Source organism: Pseudomonas jinjuensis (assembly GCF_900103845.1).
Classification (GTDB): domain Bacteria; phylum Pseudomonadota; class Gammaproteobacteria; order Pseudomonadales; family Pseudomonadaceae; genus Pseudomonas; species Pseudomonas jinjuensis.
Genome location: NZ_FNIJ01000013.1, coordinates 102,519 through 123,291, shown reverse-complemented (window position 1 = coordinate 123,291; position 20,773 = coordinate 102,519). Strand labels below are relative to the sequence as shown.

The window sequence follows — 20,773 nt, the reverse complement described above, 5'->3', positions numbered from 1 at the left end:
AATGCCGCCCCATGAATGACGATCTCTCCCTCCTGCTCAACTCCCTCAACGATCCCCAGCGCCAGGCCGTGGCCGCGCCGCTGGGGCGCCAGCGCGTGCTCGCCGGCGCCGGTTCCGGCAAGACCCGCGTGCTGGTGCACCGCATCGCCTGGCTGATCCAGGTCGAGCACGCCTCGCCGCACAGCATCCTCGCCGTGACCTTCACCAACAAGGCCGCCGCCGAGATGCGCGCGCGCATCGAGCAGCTGCTCGGGATCAACCCGATGGGTATGTGGGTCGGCACCTTCCACGGCCTGGCGCACCGCCTGCTGCGCGCGCACTGGCAGGAAGCCGGGTTGCCGGAGGGTTTCCAGATACTCGACAGCGACGACCAGCTGCGCCTGGTCAAGCGGGTGGTCCGCGAGCTGGGACTGGACGAGCAGCGCTGGCCGCCGCGCCAGGCGCAGTGGTTCATCAACAGCCAGAAGGACGAGGGCCTGCGCCCGCAGAACATCCAGGCCAACGGCGACCTGTATCTGTCCACCATGCTGAAGATCTACGAAGCCTACGAGGCCGCCTGCCAGCGCGCCGGGGTGGTGGACTTCGCCGAGCTGCTGCTGCGCTCGCTGGAACTCTGGCGCGACCGCCCGAGCCTGCTGGAGCACTACCAGCGGCGTTTCCGCCACGTGCTGGTGGACGAGTTCCAGGACACCAACGCCGTGCAGTACGCCTGGCTGCGCTTCATCGCCAAGGGCGGCCAGAGCCTGATGGTGGTGGGCGACGACGACCAGTCGATCTATGGCTGGCGCGGGGCGAAGATCGAGAACATCCAGCGCTTCTCCGACGATTTCGCCAACACCGAGGACATCCGCCTGGAGCAGAACTACCGCTCCACCGGCACCATCCTCAAGGCCGCCAACGCGCTGATCGCCAACAACCAGGGACGGCTCGGCAAGGAGCTGTGGACCGACGGCAGCGATGGCGATCCGATCACCCTGTACTCCGGCTTCAACGAGCACGATGAGGCGCGCTACATCGTCGAGGCCATCGAGGACGCCCTGCGCAAGGACGGCCTCAAGCGCAGCGAGATCGCCATCCTCTACCGCTCCAACGCGCAATCCCGCGTACTTGAGGAAGCCCTGCTGCGGGAGAAGATTCCCTACCGCATCTACGGCGGCCAGCGCTTCTTCGAGCGCGCCGAGATCAAGAACGCCCTGGCCTACCTGCGCCTGATCCGCCTGCGCGACGACGACGCGGCGCTGGAACGGGTGATCAACGTGCCGCCGCGCGGCATCGGCGAGAAGACCGTCGAGACCCTGCGCAACGCCGCCCGCGCCAACGGCACCTCGCTATGGCGCACCATCAACGACGTGATCGCCGCGAAAGCCGTGGCCGGCCGCGCCGCCAGCGCGCTGCAGGGCTTCCTCGAGACCATCGACCTGCTGGCGGTGAAGGTCGAGGGCATGCCGCTGCACCAGATGACCCAGACAGTCATCGAGCAGTCCGGGCTGATCACCTATCACAAGGCAGAGAAGGGCGAGAAAGGCCAGGCGCGGGTGGAGAACCTGGAGGAACTGGTCAGCGCCGCCCGTGCCTTCGAGAACGCCGAGGACGACGACGTGCCGCCGCTGGTGGCCTTCCTCGACCACACCGCGCTGGAGTCCGGCGACACCCAGGCCGACGCCTTCGAGGACAGCATCCAGCTGATGACCCTGCACAGCGCCAAGGGCCTGGAATTCCCGCTGGTGTTCCTTGCCGGCATGGAAGAGGGCCTGTTCCCGCACAAGATGAGCCTGGAAGAACCCGGCCGTCTGGAAGAGGAACGCCGCCTGGCCTACGTCGGCATCACCCGCGCCATGCAGCGCCTGGTGCTGACCTACGCCGAGACGCGCCGCCTGTACGGCAGCGAGACCTACAACAAGGTGTCGCGCTTCGTCCGCGAGATTCCGCCGGGGCTGATCCAGGAAGTGCGCCTGTCCAACTCGGTGAGCCGCCCGCTCGGCGGCGGCCAGCGCAGCGGCAGCAGCATCTTCAGCGGCGCCGGCGTGCCGGAAACCCCGTTCAGCCTCGGCCAGGCCGTGCGCCATCCGCTGTTCGGCGAAGGGGTGATCCTCAACTTTGAGGGCGCCGGGGCGCAGGCGCGGGTGCAGGTGAACTTCTCCAGCGAAGGCAGCAAGTGGCTGATGCTGGGGTATGCGAAGCTGGAAGCCGTGTAGGCCTCCGGTCGCGGGCATGGCCCGCTCCTACAAATGCGGTCTCCCCTGTAGGAGCGGGCCATGCCCGCGAAAGATTCAATGACAATCGTTCCCACGCTCCCGCGTGGGAACGCATCCCCGGACGCTCCCGCGTCCAGCGAAGGTTCGCGAGCAAGCTCGCTCCTACGACAATCTCAATGCCCGCCCTTGTCCTGCTCCAGCGTCTCCATCAGGGCGATCTGGATGCGCGAGTGCACGCGGATGAACCAGCGCCAGAGCAGGGCGCTCGCCAGCGCCGCCACCAGGCCCACCACCACCAGCAGTTCCCCGGTCGGCAGGATGCTCGAACTGAGCGCGGCGAGCAGCAGCAGGATGCCGCCCAGCGACAGCAGCGGGATCAGCTCGGCGATCACCCGGCGCACGCGGGCGGTGTGGCGGCCGGCGGTTTCCGCCTTGACGCCCATCTCCGCCAGCAGCATCGCCAGCGCCTTGAGCTTGCGGTAGGCGGCGATCAGGCAGGGCAGCGAGAGCAGCTGCGCAGCGCCCCAGATCACCGCCTTGTGCAGTGCCTCGTGGGCGATCCAGGTCGACAGCCATTCCGACAGCGGGCCGGCGAAGTAGGCCAGGGCGAAGAAGATGGCGATCACCATCGCCAGGTTGACCAGCACCTGCAGCAGGATGCGGCGGATCATGCCGGCCAGCATCGCCTTGTCGCCGCGCGGCTTGATGCTGCGCAGCCACTCGCCGTACATGCCGAACACCGACACCACCCGCGATGGCATGCTCTTCGACAGGTAGACCGCCAGCGGGTCGGCCGAGCGGATCAGGTAGGGCGTGGTCAGGGTGGTGATGGCCGAGACGCCGACCACCACCGGGTAGAGGAAGTCGCTGGTCACGCCCAGGCTCATGCCCAGCGCGGCGATGATGAAGGAGAATTCGCCGATCTGCGAAAGGCCCATGCCGACGCGCATCGAGGTGCGCCCGTCGTTGCCGGCGATGAACGCGCCGGCGCCGCAGGAAATCAGCTTGCCGAGGATCACCACGATGGTGATCACCAGGATCGGCATCGCGTAGTCCACCAGCACCCGCGGGTCGATGGTCAGGCCGATGGTGACGAAGAAGATCGCGCTGAACATGTCGCGCACCGGCTCCATCAGCTTCTCGATCTGCCCCAGCTGGCGCGATTCGGCCATGATCGCGCCGATCAGGAAGGCGCCGAGGATCATGCTGTATTCCAGCCTGACCACCAGCAGGCAGAAGCCGAAGCACAGGCCGAGCACGGTGATCAGCAGCATCTCGTTGCTTTCGAACTTCGCCACGTAGGCCAGCAGGCGCGGCACCAGCAGGATGCCGATGACCAGCGCGACGATCATGAACAGGCTCAGCTTGCCGACGGTGGCGAACACCTGGTCGGTCTCCACCGCGCCGCTCACGGCGATGCCGGAGAACAGCGCGATGATGCCGATGCCGAGGATGTCCTCGATGATCAGCACGCCGAAGATCAGCTGGGCGAAGCGCTCGTTCTTCATCTTCAGGTCGGTCAGGACCTTGATGATGATGGTGGTCGAGGACATCGCCAGGATCGCGCCGAGGAACAGCGAGTCCATGGTGCCCCAGTCGAACAGCCGGCCGATCTCGAAGCCGGCCCAGATCATCAGGGTGATTTCCAGGAAGGCCGCGAGGAATGCCGTGGCGCCGACCTGGAACAGCTTGCGCAGGCTGAATTCGAGGCCGAGGCAGAACATCAGGAAGATCACCCCCAGCTCGGCGAGGGTCTTGATCGTCTGCTCGTCGTGGACCAGCCCGAATGGCGGGGTGTAGGGGCCGATGATCAGGCCGGCGATGATGTAGCCGAGCACCACCGGCTGCTTGAAGCGGTGGCAGAGGACCGTGACCATGCCCGCGACCAGCATGATCACCGCGAGGTCCTGGATGAAATCGATGGCATGCATGGTGGCGGTCCTCGCGATGAATGGTGGGATCGCGCGGCCACCGGCCTCGCGCGGCTCAGACTACCATTCGCGGATCGTTCCCGGCGTCCTTGTAAAAATCAGTAACAGTCTGATTAACAAAGGGAATCCGCCGACCCGATTCAGCCCTTGGGGATGCGCTCCGCAAGCTGCCTCTCGCCAGGGTACGGCGACTCGGCCAGCCCCTGGCGAACGCCTTCGATGTCCTCCGGCGAACGATTCTGGCTGAGCTTCCACTTGCCTTCCAGGCGTTCGATCGGCAGGCGCAGGCCGACGATGGCGCGCAGCATGCCGGCGATGTAGTCCTCGGGTGCGTCGCTCACTGCCCAGGGCTGTGCGCGGTCCTGCTCGTGCAGGCGGGTCAGGCGAGTGACGATGTCCAGCAGGCGCGGCGCGTCCTCGATGGTCTCCGCCGTGCCATGGGCGTGCACGGCGATGTAGTTCCAGGTCGGCACCACCTTGCCGTGCTCGGCCTTGGCCGGATAGAAGGCCGGGCTGACGTAGGCGTCCGGGCCCTGGAAGATCACCAGCGCCGGGGTGCCGGCGGCCAGTTCGCGCCATTGCGGATTGCCCCGCGCCAGGTGGCCGTAGAGGGTGCCGTGCTCGCCTTCGCCGGCCTCCAGGATCAGCGGCAGATGGGTGGCCTGCAGCCCTTGCGCGCCGGCGGTGACCAGGGTGGCCAGGCGCGTCTCGGCGATCAGCCGGAGCATTTCGGTGGTGTCCTTCTGGCGGAAGGCGGTCGGCAGGTACATGGCGGCGGCAATCTCTCGACGGGTGGAGCTTCGGGTGTACTCCAGCGCAGACCAGCGCGCCAGACACAGTTGCCGGAATCAGTTGCTGATGCCGGGCAATAGTCCGATACAAAATCCGGGTGGCCGCGCACCCAAGGCGTGGCAACATGACGCGCGTCGTATTCCAACCAAGAGAACTACACGATGAAGCGCTTTCTCAGCCTTGCCATGGCCTTCTGCGTCGCCGTGACGCTCAGCCTGGACGTGAACGCCGCCAAACGATTCGGTGGCGGCAAGAGCATGGGCTCGGCGCCCAGCCACCAGACCCGCGACATGTCGCCGAACGCCGCGCCCGGCTCCACCGCCGCTGCGCCGACGGCCGGCCGTCCGGGGGCCGCCGCTCCCGCCAGCGGCGCCTCGCGCTGGCTCGGCCCGCTGGCCGGTCTCGCCGCCGGTGGCCTGCTCGCCTCGATGTTCATGGGTGACGGTTTCGATGGCATGCAGTTCCTCGACATCCTGATCATCGCGCTGATCGCCTTCCTGGCCTTCCGCTTCATCGCCTCCCGCCGCCGCCAGCAGGCCCAGCCGGCCATGGCCGGTCACGCGCCGATGCAGCGCGAGATGCCGGCCGCCCAGCCGTCGATCTTCGGTGGCGCCGCCCAGCCGGCCGCCGTCCGTCCGGCGATCAACGCGCCGTCCTGGTTCAACGAGGAGCGCTTCGTCGGCGCCGGCCGCGAGCATTTCCTGTCGCTGCAGCAGCACTGGGACGCCAACGAGATGGACAAGATCGCCGAGTTCGTCACCCCGCAGATGCTGCAGTTCCTCAAGCAGGAACGCGCCGAGATCGGCGATGCCTACCAGTCGACCTACATCGACAACCTCGACGTGCAGCTGGAAGGCCTGGACGACCTGGCCGACAAGACCGTCGCCACCCTGACCTTCCGCGGCGTATCGAAGACCTCGCGCTTCGACCAGGGCGAGCCGTTCAGCGAAAGCTGGCGCATGGAGCGTGCCCAGGGCGAGAACCAGCCGTGGCTGCTGGCGGGCATCCGTCAGAACTGATCCATGGCGAGATGAAGGAGCCCGGCATTCTTGCCGGGCTTTTTTTTTCTTACCCGCGCACCCAGACCTGCGAAAAGCGCTTCCGCTGCCCCCTGCCGCCCGTCCGGCACCCGTGCCAGCCGTGGCCGTGCGCAAAACGCCGGCTACTACTGTATAAAGCGCGCCAATCAATGCGAGGGCCCGACATGGAAGATGTGATCGAAAAACTGCGCGAAGCCAACGAACCCGTCCCGGTTCCCCTGGAACTGCCCGACGAAGAACTGCTGGTGGAGATCGAGGAAGAGCTGCTGATAGGCATTCCGTCGGAATTTCGCGAATTTCTCCTGCAGGTCAGCGACGTGGTTTATGGCCGTCTGGAACCGGTTACGGTGACCGACGAGCACTCCCATACCTACCTTCCGGACGTGGCCGCGGTGGCCTGGTCGATGGGCCTGCCACGCGAGCTGATACCGCTCTGCGCCGATGGTGACGACTACTACGCGGTGGCCGAGGACGGCGAGGTCGTGCTCTGGGCGGACGGCGAACTTACTGACGAAACCTGGGATTCGGTGTGGACCTGGGCACGCGACGTATGGCTCGACAGCTGAGCCGCCGCTCCGGAATTTCCCGCCGCTTCGATGGTCTCACTGGCAACTCAGCGCACTCTGCCCTTTTCCGCGTGGCCCGGTGCGATGCCTTGTGGAGACGTTAATGAAGTTGAAGACCCTTTTCCTCGGTGCCCTGCTGCTCGGCCTCGCCGGTTGTGCCGACAAGGCCGTGGTCACGCTGCAGGACGGCAGCGAAGTACTGGTGAAGGATCACTCCGAATTCGACAAGTACAACGACTACTACGAATTCGAGCAGGTGAACGGCGAGACCATCCTGATCAAGAAGGACAACGTCCGCTTCATCAAGTCGCTGTAGGAACCGCTTCCGCTTCCGCTGCGCCTCTGCTCAGCGCGCGCCCAGGCGGCCGCCTGCCTCCAGTTCCAGCAGGTTGAGCAGGTACTGGCCGAAATAGCCCAGGTCCTGCTCGATGGCCCTCCGCGCAGCCCGCGCATCGCGGCGCTGCATGGCTTCCAGGGCGTTCTCGTGGAAATCGTTGAGGCGCAGCGACAGGTCGGCTTCGGTGAACAGGCGGTTGAAGAACGGCCCCACCTGCAGCCATAGCGCCTCGATCAGGCGCAGCAGCACCGGGTTGCCGCTGGCGCGGTAGAGCGCCAGGTGAAAGCGGCTGTTGTCGATCAGGTACGCCTGTACATCACGCCGTTCCAGGGCCGACTCCATCCGCGCGGAACAGTCGCGCAGCTCCGCCAGGTCCGCGTCGCTCAGGCGCGGCACCGCTTCCTCCACCGCCAGGCCTTCCAGCGACTGGCGCACCTGCAGGATTTGCAGGAAGCGCTCGCGGGTCATTTCCGGCACCCGCAGCGAACGCTGCGGCTCCCCTTCCAGCGCCCCCTCGGCCACCAGCCGCTGCAGGGCGGCGCGCACCGGCATCGGGCTGGTGCCCCACTGCTTGGCCAGGTCGCGGATCTTCAGGCGTTCGCCGGGGCGGAAGCGCCCGCTCAGCAGGGCCTGGCGAAGCTCCAGGTAAAGCTGTTGCTGCAGGTTGTCGGCCATCGGTCAGGACTCCGGTGGCGCCGGCAGCTGGGCGAAAGTCAGGCTACAGTTGGTCATTTGCGCACTTTTGTGATCACAAAAAATCGATAGCGGCAGATTAACAGGCGTCTTTCGACCTGTATTGACTTTTTTGTGATCACAAATGGATGATGTGCGAAAAAACAAACGAGGTGTGCAAAATGACCGCCAGCGGTATCGCCCAACAGGCCGTCGAAACCTTCAGCGCCCGCGAGCGGCAGCGCTTCCTGGAACGCAATCCGAAATCCGTCGCCCTCGCCGAGCGCGCGCACAAGTCCCTCTACGCCGGCGTGCCGATGCACTGGATGGCCGACTGGTCGACGCCCTGCCCGCTGTTCGTCGAACGCGCCAAGGGGGCGCGCTTCTACGATGTCGACGGCCACGAGTACATCGACTTCTGTCTCGGCGACACAGGCACCATGTTCGGCCACTCGCCGGACCCGGTGGCCCGCGCCCTCGCCGAGCAGGCCAGCAACGGCCTGACCACCATGCTTCCGGGCGAGGACGCCGTGGTCTGCGGCGAGCTGCTGGCCGCGCGCTTCGGCCTGCCGTTCTGGCAGGTGACCGCCACCGCCACCGACTCCAACCGCTACGTGCTGCGCTGGGCCCGCGCCATCACCGGGCGCAAGACCCTGCTGGTGTTCGACGGCTGCTACCACGGCACCGTCGACGACGTGATGGTGCGCTGCCGCGACGGCGAAACCGTGCACCGCTCCGGCCTGGTCGGCCAGGCCTACGACCTGACCCAGCACAGCCGCTCCATCCCCTTCAACGACGTCGAGGCGCTGGAAGCCGCGCTGGCCAAGGGCGACGTCTGCGCCCTGCTGTGCGAGCCGGCGATGACCAACATCGGCATGGTCCTGCCCGATCCGGGCTTCATGCAGAAGTGCCGCGAGCTGACCCGCAAGTACGGCGCGCTGCTGATCATCGACGAGACCCACACCATCTCCACCGACATCGGCGGCTGCACCAGGCTGTGGAACCTCGACCCGGACTTCTTCGTGGTCGGCAAGCCGATCGCCGGCGGCGTGCCCTGCGGCATCTTCGGCTGCAGCGCGGAAATGGCCGAGAAGATGCTCGCCTCGCGCCGGAAGGCCCAGGAAGACAGCCACGGTCACGGCCATAGCGGCATGGGCACCACGCTCTCGGCCAACGCCCTGGCCATGCACTGCATGCGCGCCAACCTGGAACAGGTGATGACCCAGGCCGCCTACGACCACATGCTGCCGCTGGCGAAGCGCCTGGCGGATGGCTTCCGCGGACTTATCCACAAGCACGGCCTGAAGTGGTCGGTGACCGAGCTGGGCGCGCGCAGCGAATTCCAGTTCTGCCCCGTCTCGCCGCGCACCGGCGCCGAGGCCGAAGCCGCGTTCCACGACGAACTGCAGATGGCCCTGCACCTGTACCTGATCAATCGCGGCATCCTGATCACGCCGTTCCACAACATGACCCTGTGCTGCCCGGATACCAGCGCCGAGGATGTCGACCACCTGATCGATACGCTGGACCAGGCGCTGAGCGAACTCCTCGCCATCCCCGGCGCCCGCGGGGCCTGATCAAAAAGAACCTGTAGGAGCGAGCTTGCTCGCGAACGCTCTTTTGCGAATCCGCAGCGGAGGTGGGTTCGCGAGCAAGCTCGCTCCTACGAAAAGCATTCTGCGGCGCGCCGCGCCCACCGAGGTCCACCATGCAATTCGCCGATCGAAAGGAAGCCGAAGCCTTCCTCGCCGCGCACCCGGAAGTGCGCAGCATCGAACTCTTCATCATCGACGCCAACGGCATCCCGCGCGGCAAGCTGCTGCACCGCGACGAGCTGCTGGCCATCTACGACAACGGCCGGCCGCTGCCCAGCTCGATCCTCGCCCTGACCATCCAGGGCGAGGATGTGGAAAGCACCGGGCTGGTCTGGGAAGTGGCCGATGCCGACTGCTGGACCTATCCGCTGCCCGGCAGCCTGACCCTGCAACCCTGGCGCGCCACGCCCACCGGCCAGCTGCAGGTGAGCATGCACCCGACCCAGGGCCTGCCCGCCACCCCGGCCGATCCGCGGCAGGCGCTGGTGCGCGTGGTCGACCGGCTGAAGGCCGACGGCTTCTATCCGGTGATGGCGGTGGAGCTGGAGTTCTACCTGCTGGACAGGCAGCGCGACGCCCAGGGCCGCCCGCAACCGGCGCTGCAAATGAACGGCGTGCGCCCCGAAGCGCCGCAGGTCTACGGCGTCTACGAGCTGGAGCAGCTGCAGCCGTTCCTCGACGATCTCTACGCCGCCTGCGAAGTCCAGGGCCTGCCGGTGCGTACCGCGATCTCGGAATACGCCCCAGGCCAGGTCGAGCTGACCCTGGAACACCGCTTCGACGTGCTCCAGGCCATCGACGAAGGCGTGCGCTACAAGCGCCTGGTCAAGGGCGTGGCGAATAGACACGGGCTGCAGGCCTGCTTCATGGCCAAGCCGTTCGGCGACCGCGCCGGCAGCGGCATGCACCTGCACGTCAGCCTGGCCGATGGCGAGGGCAACAACCTCTACGCGAGTGAAGACCCACAGGGTACGCCGCTGCTGCGCCACTCCATCGGCGGCATGCTGGCGACCCTGCTCGACTCGCTGGCGATCTTCTGCCCCAACGCCAACTCCTTCCGCCGCTTCCAGGCCAACAGCTACGCGCCGCTGGCCAAGAGCTGGGGCGTGAACAACCGCACCGTGTCGTTCCGCGTGCCCGGCGGCCCGGCGCAGAGCCGGCACATCGAGCACCGCATCTGCGGCGCCGACGCCAACCCCTACCTGGCCGCGGCGGCGATCCTCGCCGGCATCCACAAGGGCATCCGCGAGCAGATCGACCCGGGCGCTGCGATCACCGGCAACGGCTACGAGCAGGCCCGCGAATTCCTGCCCACCGACTGGCTCACCGCCCTGCGCGCGCTGGAACAGTCCGAATGGGCCCGAGATGCGCTGGGCGAGGAATTCCTCAAGGTGTTCCTGGCGATCAAGTGGGAGGAGTACCGGCAGTTCATGGGCGAGGTGGGAGAGCAGGATTGGCGGTGGTATCTCGGTCACGCCTGAAGCCGGATGCATCTGTAGGAGCGCACCTGGGCGCGACCGGTCGCGGGCATGGACTAGGCGTCCCCGCCCGTCCTACAGGTTCGGTGGGGCTTTGCGTGGATCACACCCCGGCAAAAAATAATTCATGGCAAGACGAAATTTCTCGTCTTTCCTTGGTCATTAGATACGGGCGCCGCCTCTGCGGCGCCCTTGTTCGACGGCAATGCGCCGCTACTGCCTGCGGCGCTGCCGGCCCCTTTCAGGCAGGGAGATCCCGCAGCCAATGAGCACCCCCGTCGTTCTGATCACCGGCGCCGCCGGCGGCCTCGGTAGCGCCATCGCCAAACGTTTCGCCCAGAGTCACTGGCGCATCGCCGCCACCGACCTGGACCGGAACGGCTTGCACGCCCTCAACGCCAAGGTGCCGCTGGACGCCAGCGTCCCGGCCGACCTGCGCAGCGCCGACAACTGCCACAGCCTGGTCTCCGACATCCTCGCCCGCACCGGGCGCCTGGACGCGCTGGTCAACGCCGCCGGCGTCTGGCGCGAAGGGCCGGTGGAGCGTTTCGACGAGGACGAGTTCGACCTGGTGCTGGGGGTGAACCTGAAGGCGGCGTTCTACATGTGCCAGGCGGCCACGCCCTACCTGAAGGAAAACAGCGGCTGCATCGTCAACATCTCCAGCGACTCCGGCCGCCAGGCCTACCGCGGCTCGGCGGCCTACTGCGCGAGCAAGGCGGCGCTGACCATGCTCACCCGCACCCTGGCGCTGGAACTGGCGGAGCAGGGCGTGCGGGTCAACGCCATCTCGCCGGCGGACATCGCCACGCCGATGTTCGACTACCAGGCCGAACGCTACGGCAACGGCAACCCGGACGCCTACAAGCGCGCGCTGCTGAAGGATTATCCACAGGGCAAGACGGCCCGCTTCATCCGCCCGGACGAAGTGGCGGAGCTGGTCTGGTATCTCTGCGGGCCGCAATCCGAGGCGATCACCGGGGCCGACCTGGCGATCGATTTCGGGCTTTCGGCGGGGAGGTAGAACTCCCATGGTTCCCACGCTCCCGCGTGGGAACCCATCCGGGCGTCCCCGACCAATTCTTCCCCTCCCTGCCACCTCGCCGGTATAGGCTTGTCTCTTCGATCCCGTGAACCGATGAGACCGCTATGGAACCCGGCAACCACCAGCTCAGCATGACCGTCCTGATGACCCCCGACATGGCCAACTTCTCCGGCAATGTCCACGGCGGCACCCTGCTCAAGTACCTCGACGAAGTCGCCTACGCCTGCGCCAGCCGCTACGCCGGCCATTACGTGGTCACCCTGTCGGTGGACCAGGTGACCTTCCGCGAGCCGATCCACGTCGGCGAGCTGGTCACCTTCCTCGCCTCGGTGAACTACACCGGGCGCACCTCCATGGAGATCGGCGTGAAGGTGGTCACCGAGAACATCCGCGAGAAGTCGGTGCGCCACACCAACAGCTGCTTCTTCACCATGGTGGCGCTGGACGACGAGCGCAAACCGGTCCCGGTGCCGCCGCTGCAGCCGCGCACCCGCGACGAGAAGCGCCGCTACCTGCAGGGGCAGCATCGCCGGCAGCTACGCCAGGAGCTGGAGCAGCGCTACCAGGCGATCCGCGAGGAAGACCTGGGCGGCGACATTTCTTGACAAGAAATCCCGCGCATCGGGGAAAAATCTCGTTGCGTCAGCAGGTTAACCTTGACCTTCGGTGATGCACCCGGCATTGCCTAGACTTTCCTGCGCGGGCTTGACCCCGTGATCCACCTTCGAGCTGCCGGCCCGTCACGGGCGCGGCCGCTCCCTGCGTGCCCGGAGCCCAGACCATGCACCACACACCGCTGCTGACCACCCTTGCCGCCGGCTTCGTCCTGGCCTTCATCCTCGGCGCCCTGGCCAACCGCCTGCGCATCTCGCCGCTGGTCGGCTACCTGCTGGCCGGCGTGCTGGCCGGGCCGTTCACGCCCGGCTACGTCGCCGACCAGGCGCTGTCGCAGGAAATCGCCGAGCTCGGCGTGATCCTGCTGATGTTCGGCGTCGGCCTGCACTTCTCGCTGAAGGACCTGCTCTCGGTGAAGGCCATCGCCATTCCCGGCGCGGTGGTGCAGATCGCCGTCGCCACCGTGCTCGGCATGGGCCTGGCCTGGGCCATGGACTGGCAGATCGGCGCCGGGCTGGTGTTCGGCCTGGCGCTGTCGGTGGCGAGTACCGTGGTCCTGCTGCGCGCGCTGGAGCAGCGCGGGCTGATCGACACCAAGCGCGGGCGCATCGCCATCGGCTGGCTGATCGTCGAGGACCTGGCGATGGTCCTCACCCTGGTGCTGCTGCCGGCGCTGGCCGGCTCGCTGGGCGGCAAGTCCGACGGCAGCGACGCCGGCCTGCTGCTGCCGCTGCTGCTGACCCTGGGCAAGGTCGCCGCCTTCGTCGCGCTGATGATCTTCGGCGGCCGCCGCGTCGTGCCCTGGGCGCTGGAGCGGATCGCCGCCACCGGCTCGCGCGAACTGTTCACCCTCGCCGTGCTGGCCATCGCCCTCGGCATCGCCTATGGCTCGGCGGTGCTGTTCGGCGTGTCCTTCGCCCTCGGCGCGTTCTTCGCCGGGATGATCCTCAACGAATCCGAACTCAGCCACGAGGCGGCGGAGAACTCGCTGCCGCTGCGCGACGCCTTCGCCGTGCTGTTCTTCGTCTCGGTTGGCATGCTGTTCAACCCGGCGATCCTGATCGAGCAGCCGCTGCCGGTGCTGGCCACCTTCCTGGTCATCGTGTTCGGCAAGTCGGTGGCGGCCTACGTCATCGTCCGCGCCTTCGGCCACCCCAGCAGCACCGCGCTGACCATCGCCGCCAGCCTGGCGCAGATCGGCGAGTTCTCCTTCATCCTGGTCAGCCTGGGCGTCGGCCTGCAGCTGCTGCCGGAGATGGGCCGCGACCTGGTGCTGGCCGGCGCGATCCTGTCGATCCTGGTCAACCCGCTGCTGTTCATCGCCATCGAGCGGCTGCAGAAGGCGCAGCCGGTGGTCGTCGAGAGCGAAGGCGAAGCCGTGGCCCAGCAGCAGGAGGAACAGGACCTGCCGCCGACCGTGCGCGAGTGCGATCACGCCATCCTCATCGGCCACGGCCGCGTCGGCAGCCTGGTCAGCGCGCGGCTGTGCAAGGCCGGCGTGCCGCTGGTGGTGATCGAGGACAAGCGCGAGAAGGCCGCCGAACTGCGCGAGAGCGGCCTCACCGTGGTGGTCGGCAATGCCGCCAATCCGGAGGTGCTGAAGCTGGCCAACGTCGAATCGGCGCGCTGGCTGCTGATCGCCATTCCCAACGGCTTCGAGGCCGGGCGCATCGCCAGCCACGCGCGGACGGCCAACCCCCAGCTGGACATCATCGCCCGCGCGCACTTCGACACCGAGGTGGACTACCTCGAACAGAACGGCGCGGACCTGGTGATCATGGGCGAACGCGAGATCGCCCGCGGCATGTTCCAGCGCCTGGGCCTGGGCGACGCGCCGGTGCGGCACGACGACAGCGAGCTGCCGCAGTCGGCTTAACGGAGCGATAGGGAGTGTAGGAGCGGGCCATGCCCGCGACCGTACCTATGGTTCCCACGCTCCCGCGTGGTAACCCATCCGGGGACGCTCCTGCGTCCCAATCGACGCGGGAGCGTCGAGAGCTGCGTTCCCACGCAGGAGCGTGGGAACGATAGGGCGCGTTTCTACAGCGCCTTCGCCTCGTACCGCACCCGCGGGTGCGCGATGCGGTCCTGGGCGCGCACCAGTTCCAGCTCGTAGCTGCCGCAGGCCTGGGTTTCCAGCAGCACCTCGTGCACCGCGGCACCGCTGAATTCGAAGGCCGTGAGCGGCGCGTCGCCGAGCAGCAGGCGGGCGAGGAACAGCCCGGAGGTGAGGTCGCCGACGCCCACCGGCTGGCGCGGGAAGGCCAGCAGCGGGCGGCGCAGGTGCCAGGCCTCGTCGGCGGTGACCAGCAGCATCTCGAAGGCATCCGCCGGCCGTCCGGGGTAGTTCAGGTGCTTCACCAGGATCGCCTTCGGCCCGCGCGCCAGCAGGCTGCGCGCCATCTCCACGCAGTCCTCCAGGGATTCCGCGGTGCGCTCGCAGAAGCTGTCCAGTTCGAGCTGGTTGGGGCTCATGTAGTCGGCCACCGCGGCGGCTTCGTCGAGGAGGAACTGGCTGACTTCCGGGACGACGATGCAGCCCTTTTCCGGATGGCCCATCACCGGGTCGCAGAGGTAGACCGCCCGCGGATTGGCCTGGCGGATGCGCGCCACCACCTCGAGGATCGCCCGGCCCTGCGCCGCGCTGCCGAGATAGCCGGAGAGCACGGCGTCGCAGTTGCCCAGCTCGCCGATCGCGGCGATGCCGTCCACCAGTGCGGGAATCTGCTCCGAGGGCAGCACCTCGCCGGTCCAGTGACCATACTGAGTGTGATTGGAGAACTGCACGGTATTCAGCGGCCAGACGTTCACGCCGACGCGGCGCATGGGAAATTCGGCGGCGCTGTTGCCGGCGTGGCCGAACACGACGTGGGACTGGATGGTGAGGATGTGCGGGGTACGCGCCATGACTGTTTCCTGCTGCAGAATGCGGCAGTATGGGATGCAAAGGGCGCACTGTGAACAACCACCACTCGCCGCGGGTCGGCGGAGTGGGTAAGCTGGGGCGCCTGTCCCGGAGCGGAGCCTTGAAGTGACCTTGGGCAACCTTTTCGCATTCATGCTGCTGGCCGCGTGCGCCGCCTGGTGGTGGCGCGCCCACGGTGTCCGCGAGCGCGCGCTGCTGCTGGCCAGGCAGCATTGCGTCCGCCAGGGCGTCGAGCTGCTCGACGAGAACGTCGCCCTGCGCCGCCTGCGCCTGCGCCGCGACCAGCGCGGCCAGTTGCGCCTGGCCCGGGAGTTTTCCTTCGAATTCACCGCCACCGGGCAGGAACGCTACGCCGGCAGCATCCTCATGTTCGGCCAGTATGCCGGCCATATCGAACTGGCGCCGTTCCGCTTCGCCCCGGAACCCCGGACCCAGGCCGACGACGTGGTGGTGGACGCGGTATTCGACGAACCGCCGCGCCCGCAACGCAGCGCCGAAATCGTGCAGCTCGACGAGTGGCGCCGCGCGCACCAGACCAAGAAGTTCGGCGACTGATCCCACCCCCCTCGGCCTCGCTCCCGTAGGGTGGATGGCGCTATGTAGATCAATGGGCGCCATCGCCGCTCCGGATCGACGAAACGCGATTCAAGCCGAGGTCATTCGTGCCCGAGCAGGAAGCGCGCGACCCGCTCGGCGCTGTCCTCCGGATGCTCCTGCATGAAGCAGTGCCCGCCCTCCACGCGGTGTCCGCTGGCATGCCGGTTCTGCGCGCACCAGCGCGCCACCGCCTTGGGCACGAAGGGATAGGTGCGCTCGCCGTAGAGCACCAGCGTCGGCGTGGTCACCTTGCCCAGCGACGGCCACAGACGCTTGGGGAAGGACGAGAAGATCTCCGCCTCGCGGCTCGGCCGGCATTTCAGCTCGACGCCGCCTTCCACCTGCTTCATCGCGTGCTCGACATAGGCCCACAGCGCCGCATCGGTCCAGCCCCTGAAGATGCCGCGGCCGTGCAGCCCGGCATAGGCGGCGGCGCGGTCCGGCCACTGGCTGCGGCGCGTGCGGGCCTTCTGCACCATGGTGCGGCGCCTGTGCAGGCCGAGCACTTCGGACAATGCCATCACGCCGATCATCGCCGGGGTGAACAGCACCGGATCGAGCAGCACGGCGCGGCGGAACAGCTGCGGGTGGCGGGACAGGATCAGGCTGGTCAGCACCCCGCCGAAGCTGTGCCCGCAGGCGAAGCGCGGCACCTCGCCGAACAGCCCGCGGCCGGCCTCGAAGGCTTCCACCGCCAGCTCGGCCGTGCGGTTCCAGCCGTGGAAGCGGCCACCGTGGTCGCTGTCGCCATGCCCCTGGACGTCGCACATCCACAGGTCGAAGTCTTCCGCCAGCAGCCTGAGCATCGGCTCGTAGGCGCGGGTGCAGAAGCCGTTGCCGTGGATGAAGTGCAGCAGCGGCTTGCCGGACGGCTCGCTGCGCCAGCCGCGCAGGGTGTAACCGGCCGAACTGGCGTGGGACCAAGGCACGAGATGCATCGATTTTCTCCTTATTGGCCGCGCAGTGTAGCGATCGTCGGGGATGCCGGGCCAGTCTGGCAGGCTTCGCGCGGACAAAAAAAAAGCCGCTGATGAGAGCGGCCGGAGAAAGACGTCGATCTGGAGCAATCGGTATCGGCGTCGGGAAGCAGGAGAACGCGGCTGACCGGCCAACTGGACCGGTACAGGGCGCTTGAAGCTGTATCACTGGTGAAATTCTGCTCATTCGGTATAGCGGAATTTCGCCGAATCGTCGGAATCAATGGTATTGATTACAGCTTTGTCGATAAACCGGCTGATCTGTGAAAATCTATTTCACTTTTTGCAACAGTAGGGCGATTCGCAAAAAAACGCCGCAGATCGACTGCGGCGCAAGGCTAGGGAAATCCGGCTCACGCACCGGACTTCCCGGGGGATCGTACGCCGATCAGGAATCGGCGTGGTTGGCGGCACTGGTGTTCGCGGTACGTTCGGCGGAGTTGTCCGCTTTCTGCAGCGCGATGGCCGCTTCGTTCGCCTTGACCAGTTTGTCGGCCATCAGCCGGGATTCCTCGGCGAAGCTCAGTTGGGTGAAGGACAGCGAGCAGACGGCAAGCAGGGAGGCAGCGTAAAGGGCACGAGACATGATGATGTTCCTTTCTGAATACCCGATCGTTCGGGTCGGAGAAAGGTTACGGCGCAACAGTGCCTGGAAAAATAGCTGGCTGACCAATAGAGCGTTGCCTGGAAAGCAATAATCCAATTGTAGGAGCGGGCCATGCCCGCGACCCCGGCGCGGCGCCTGTGGCTGTCGCGGGCATGGCTCCTACGGAATCACGCCCAGTTCGAGGGATGCCCGATCACCTGCTCGTCCTCGGCGAAGGCCCTGGGCAGTTCCTCCTTGAGGAACTCGATCCAGGTGCGGATCTTCGCGTCGAGGAAGCGCCGTGACGGATACAGGGCGAAGATCTGCCGCACGTGCAGGCGGTGTTCCGGCAGTACCCGCACCAGCTCGCGGTGGCGCAGCGCCGGGGCCGCCACGTAGCTCGGCAGCAGGCACACGCCCATGCCCGCACGGGCGGCGCCGGCCAGGGCTTCGGCGACGTTGACCATGAAGGTGTCCTGTGGACGGATCACGCATTCCTCGCCGCCTTCCTCGAAGGCCCAGCCTTCCGGGAAGGTCGGGTCGACCAGATGCAGGCACTGGTGTTCGTGCAGGTCTTCGACGCTGCGCGGGATGCCGCGCCGCTGCAGGTAGCCGGGGCTGGCGCAGAGCACGCTGTAGATGGTGCCGAGGGTCTGGGCGACGTATTCGGAGTCGGGCAGTTCGCGGTCGCGGGTGATCACCACGTCCTGGCCTTCCTCGAGGATGTCCGGCTGGCGCTGGGACAGGGTCAGTTCGACGTTCACCTCGGAGTAGAGCTCGCAATAGCGCGAGATCAGCGGGACCAGGTGCTGCTGGCCGAGACCGGCGATCGAATGCACGCGCAGGCGCCCGCGCGGACGCAGGTGTGCGCCGCTGGCCTCGGCTTCCGCCTCCTCGACCTCGCCGATGATCTGCCGGCAGCGCTGCAGGTAGCGCTCGCCGGTTTCGGTCAGCGCCAGCCGCCGCGTGGTGCGGTGCAGCAGGCGCGCCTGCAGGTGGGTTTCCAGTTCCGAGACGATGCGCGAGACCTGCGCGGTGGAAAGCCCGAGGGCATTGGCCGCTGCTGTGAAACTGCCAGCATCGACCACCCGGGCGAAGGTACGCATTCCGTGTAGGGTGTCCATTGTTGCCTGCTCCGCAAAACTGCATCGCAGTATAGGCACTTCATTACAGATTGTTGCTGCCTATACTGCGCACAGGTCGCTGCAGCAGCGCTGGGCAAACCCTGTCCATCGTCTGGTCGCTGGCACACCAGTCAGCCGCCGATCCCTCACGCATGCAACTCCGGCTGTAGCGACCATTTTCTTTCCTGCCTGGCGCGATCTGCGGCGGGCGAGCCATCTTCTGTAGGAGCGGGCCATGCCCGCGACACGCTGGCACCGCCGAGGTCGCGCGCATGGCGCGCTCCTACAAATGAGCAATTCCCACCTATTCGCGAGCAAGCTCGCTCCTACACAAGCCGCGATCCCCTTGAAAGCCAGGGTGAAACCCGCCAAGCGGACTCAGCGCGGAAGTGGATACAGGCGCTCGTCGAACTGCTCCAGCCGCGGGAATTCCAGCGGCTGGTCGCTGGCGAGGTTCTGCAGGCGGTCCTGGTAGTCGCGCAGGAAGCCTTCGCGGGCGTCGTTGCTGATGTAGGGCACGTGCCAGGCGACGAAGGGCGGCAGCACCTGCATGCCGGTGTAGGCCAGGGTGCCGCGCAGGATCGGCCGCAGCATGTCTTCCAGCGGGCCGTGGATCGCATCCTCGCCGAACATGTGCTCGCGGCCGCCGAGGGTCACCGTCAGTAGCGCCTGCTTGCCGGCCAGTCCGCCCTGGTCGTAGAAGCGCTTGCCGCCGTAGACCACGCCGGAAACCAGCACGCGGTCGAACCAGCCCTTGAGGATGGCCGGGGCGGAGAACCAGTAGATCGGGAAGTTGAAGATCACCAGGTCGGCCCACAGCAGCTTGTCCAGCTCGGCGCGGATGTCGGCGGCGATGCTCTGGTTCTTCGTTCCTTCGCGCTGCTCCAGGGCATAGACCAGATAGTCCGGGTTGGCGCGTTCGGCGAAGTCGGCGGCGCTGGCCACCGGGTTCCAGTTCATCGCGTAGAGGTCGGAGACCTGCACCGCGTGACCCTGGCCCTGCAGGGTTTCCTGCGCCAGCTTGTACAGCGCGGTGGAGAAGGATTGCGGTTCGTTGTGGGCGTGGACGATCAGTACGTTCATGGCGGTTTCCGTGGATGAGTCTTACTGCATCAGTTCGGCGGCGCAGCGGGCGATGCGCCGGCAGGCTTCGCGTAGCGGTTCCTCGTCCAGCACCAGGCCGAGGCGGATATGTCCGGCGGCGCTGGGGCCGAAGGCTTCGCCGGCGAGCGCGGAGACGCCGTGGCGATCCAGCAGGATATCGGAGAACTCCCCGGCGGAAAGCCCGGTGGCGCGGATGTCGACCATGACGAACATGCCGCCGTCCGGACGCAGCGTGCGCAGGCCGGGGCAGCCGTCGAGGCAGTCGAGGACCAGGTCGCGGCGCTGGCGGTAGGCCTCGCGCATGGCCTCCAGTTCCGGCAGATCGGCCTGCAGTGCGACCACGGCGGCGTCCTGGATGAAGTCCGGCGAGCCGTAGAGCATGCACAGCGCCAGGTTGCCCAGGTGCGCGGCGAGTTCCGCCGGGCCGACCACCCAGCCCACGCGCCAGCCGGTCATGGCGTGGGATTTCGACAGGCTGTTGATGGTCGCGGTGCGCTCGGCCATGCCCGGCAGGCTGGCCGGGCTGATGTGTTCGCCGTCGAACACCAGTTCGCTGTAGACCTCGTCGGAAATCATCCACAGGTCATGGGTTATGCACAGGTCGGCCAGCGCATCCCAGGTGGCGCGCGGCAGGCTGGCGCCGGACGGGTTGTGCGGGCTGTTCAGCGCCAGCGCGCGGGTGCGCGGGGTGATGCGCGCGGCGACGTCCTCGGCCTGCACGCGGAAACCGTGCTCGGAACGTACCGGCACCGGGATCACGGTGGCGCCGCAGGCACCGAACACTGCCTCGTAGGTGACATACATCGGCTCGGCGACGATCACCTCGTCGCCCGGATTGAGCACGCACTGGGCCACCGCGTAGAGCGCGCACTGTGCCCCGGCGAGCACTATCACCTGGTCGGCGTCCACCGCCTGGCCGCTGCGCTTGCCATGGCGCGCGGCGATGGCCTCGCGCAGGGCACGCTTGCCGCTGACGTCGGCGTAGTGGGTATTGCCGGCGCGCAGGCTGTGGATAGCTGCATCGACGATCGGTGCCGGCGTGTCGAAATCCGGATCGCCGACCGACAGCAGCAGGATGTCGTCGCCCTGTTCCAGACGGGCCAGGGCGCGGTAGTGGATATCCCAGGCGGCGGCGCCGTCGCCGGCGATGCGTTGGGTGAGTTGTGAATAACGCATGGTGCTTACCTCGCTGC

19 protein-coding genes are annotated in these 20,773 nt (G+C 67.0%); 10 read left to right on the top strand and 9 right to left on the bottom strand.

What is annotated here, in order from left to right; all coding sequences use genetic code 11:
- Positions 1–11 precede the first annotated feature (11 nt).
- Positions 12–2,195 carry a DNA helicase II gene (uvrD, locus tag BLR75_RS18550; RefSeq protein WP_084311992.1) on the top strand — a complete coding sequence of 728 codons (2,184 nt, stop codon included), beginning with the start codon at positions 12–14 and terminating at the stop codon, positions 2,193–2,195.
- Positions 2,196–2,368: 173 nt separating this feature from the next.
- Here the strand turns inward: uvrD and BLR75_RS18545 are convergent, their stop codons facing one another.
- Positions 2,369–4,126, bottom strand: coding sequence for a cation:proton antiporter (locus tag BLR75_RS18545; protein WP_084311993.1), 1,758 nt, complete (start codon positions 4,124–4,126; stop codon positions 2,369–2,371).
- A 140-nt stretch (positions 4,127–4,266) separates the two neighbouring features.
- Positions 4,267–4,896 (bottom strand): FMN-binding negative transcriptional regulator, encoded by a 630-nt coding sequence (locus tag BLR75_RS18540; protein ID WP_084311994.1) that lies wholly within the window; start codon positions 4,894–4,896, stop codon positions 4,267–4,269.
- Positions 4,897–5,079: 183 nt separating this feature from the next.
- On the opposite strand from BLR75_RS18540, the gene BLR75_RS18535 reads away from it, so the two are divergent.
- The 3 genes from BLR75_RS18535 (at position 5,080) to BLR75_RS18525 (ending at position 6,840) form a co-directional block, all read left to right on the top strand.
- Entirely contained in the window at positions 5,080–5,937 is an 858-nt protein-coding gene (locus BLR75_RS18535; RefSeq protein WP_084311995.1) for a Tim44 domain-containing protein, read from the top strand.
- 185 nt (positions 5,938–6,122) lie between these two features.
- Positions 6,123–6,524, top strand: a complete 402-nt coding sequence (locus BLR75_RS18530) for an SMI1/KNR4 family protein (RefSeq protein ID WP_084311996.1) — start codon at positions 6,123–6,125, stop codon at positions 6,522–6,524.
- A gap of 103 nt (positions 6,525–6,627) precedes the next feature.
- Positions 6,628–6,840, top strand: coding sequence for a YgdI/YgdR family lipoprotein (locus BLR75_RS18525; protein WP_084311997.1), 213 nt, complete (start codon positions 6,628–6,630; stop codon positions 6,838–6,840).
- A 30-nt stretch (positions 6,841–6,870) separates the two neighbouring features.
- Here BLR75_RS18525 and BLR75_RS18520 read toward each other — a convergent pair whose 3' ends face one another.
- The gene (locus BLR75_RS18520) at positions 6,871–7,536 is read right to left on the bottom strand and encodes a GntR family transcriptional regulator (protein WP_084311998.1); all 666 of its coding nucleotides are present in this window, start codon (positions 7,534–7,536) and stop codon (positions 6,871–6,873) included.
- Between the two features lie 179 nt (positions 7,537–7,715).
- Here BLR75_RS18520 and BLR75_RS18515 point away from each other — a divergent pair, with 179 nt between their 5' ends.
- From BLR75_RS18515 to ybaL, 5 genes are all read left to right on the top strand, one after another.
- Positions 7,716–9,110 (top strand): aspartate aminotransferase family protein, encoded by a 1,395-nt coding sequence (locus BLR75_RS18515; protein ID WP_084311999.1) that lies wholly within the window; start codon positions 7,716–7,718, stop codon positions 9,108–9,110.
- 131 nt (positions 9,111–9,241) lie between these two features.
- Positions 9,242–10,609 (top strand): glutamine synthetase family protein, encoded by a 1,368-nt coding sequence (locus BLR75_RS18510; RefSeq protein WP_084312000.1) that lies wholly within the window; start codon positions 9,242–9,244, stop codon positions 10,607–10,609.
- Positions 10,610–10,871: 262 nt separating this feature from the next.
- A complete protein-coding gene (locus tag BLR75_RS18505) occupies positions 10,872–11,630 on the top strand; it encodes an SDR family NAD(P)-dependent oxidoreductase (RefSeq protein ID WP_084312001.1) in 759 nt (252 codons plus the stop codon).
- Between the two features lie 125 nt (positions 11,631–11,755).
- Positions 11,756–12,256 (top strand): acyl-CoA thioesterase, encoded by a 501-nt coding sequence (locus BLR75_RS18500; RefSeq protein WP_084312002.1) that lies wholly within the window; start codon positions 11,756–11,758, stop codon positions 12,254–12,256.
- Positions 12,257–12,432: 176 nt separating this feature from the next.
- Positions 12,433–14,142 carry a YbaL family putative K(+) efflux transporter gene (gene ybaL, locus BLR75_RS18495; RefSeq protein WP_084312003.1) on the top strand — a complete coding sequence of 570 codons (1,710 nt, stop codon included), beginning with the start codon at positions 12,433–12,435 and terminating at the stop codon, positions 14,140–14,142.
- Between the two features lie 164 nt (positions 14,143–14,306).
- Here the strand turns inward: ybaL and pdxY are convergent, their stop codons facing one another.
- Complete coding sequence (pdxY, locus tag BLR75_RS18490; RefSeq protein WP_084312004.1) at positions 14,307–15,173, bottom strand: pyridoxal kinase PdxY; 867 nt, start codon at positions 15,171–15,173, stop codon at positions 14,307–14,309.
- Between the two features lie 151 nt (positions 15,174–15,324).
- Between pdxY and BLR75_RS18485 the strand changes: the two genes are divergently transcribed.
- Positions 15,325–15,747 carry a DUF3301 domain-containing protein gene (locus tag BLR75_RS18485; protein WP_169720256.1) on the top strand — a complete coding sequence of 141 codons (423 nt, stop codon included), beginning with the start codon at positions 15,325–15,327 and terminating at the stop codon, positions 15,745–15,747.
- Positions 15,748–15,848: 101 nt separating this feature from the next.
- Here the strand turns inward: BLR75_RS18485 and BLR75_RS18480 are convergent, their stop codons facing one another.
- The 5 genes from BLR75_RS18480 to BLR75_RS18460 all read right to left on the bottom strand — a co-directional run bounded on the left by BLR75_RS18480 (position 15,849) and on the right by BLR75_RS18460 (position 20,756).
- A complete protein-coding gene (locus tag BLR75_RS18480) occupies positions 15,849–16,727 on the bottom strand; it encodes an alpha/beta fold hydrolase (RefSeq protein WP_084312006.1) in 879 nt (292 codons plus the stop codon).
- Between the two features lie 427 nt (positions 16,728–17,154).
- A complete protein-coding gene (locus BLR75_RS18475) occupies positions 17,155–17,352 on the bottom strand; it encodes a hypothetical protein (protein ID WP_084312007.1) in 198 nt (65 codons plus the stop codon).
- Positions 17,353–17,540: 188 nt separating this feature from the next.
- On the bottom strand, positions 17,541–18,476 hold the full coding sequence (locus BLR75_RS18470) for a LysR family transcriptional regulator (RefSeq protein WP_084312008.1): 936 nt from the start codon (positions 18,474–18,476) through the stop codon (positions 17,541–17,543).
- A 378-nt stretch (positions 18,477–18,854) separates the two neighbouring features.
- Positions 18,855–19,559, bottom strand: coding sequence for an NAD(P)H-dependent oxidoreductase (locus BLR75_RS18465; RefSeq protein WP_084312009.1), 705 nt, complete (start codon positions 19,557–19,559; stop codon positions 18,855–18,857).
- Positions 19,560–19,580: 21 nt separating this feature from the next.
- Complete coding sequence (locus tag BLR75_RS18460; RefSeq protein ID WP_084312010.1) at positions 19,581–20,756, bottom strand: pyridoxal phosphate-dependent aminotransferase; 1,176 nt, start codon at positions 20,754–20,756, stop codon at positions 19,581–19,583.
- Positions 20,757–20,773: the final 17 nt, after the last annotated feature.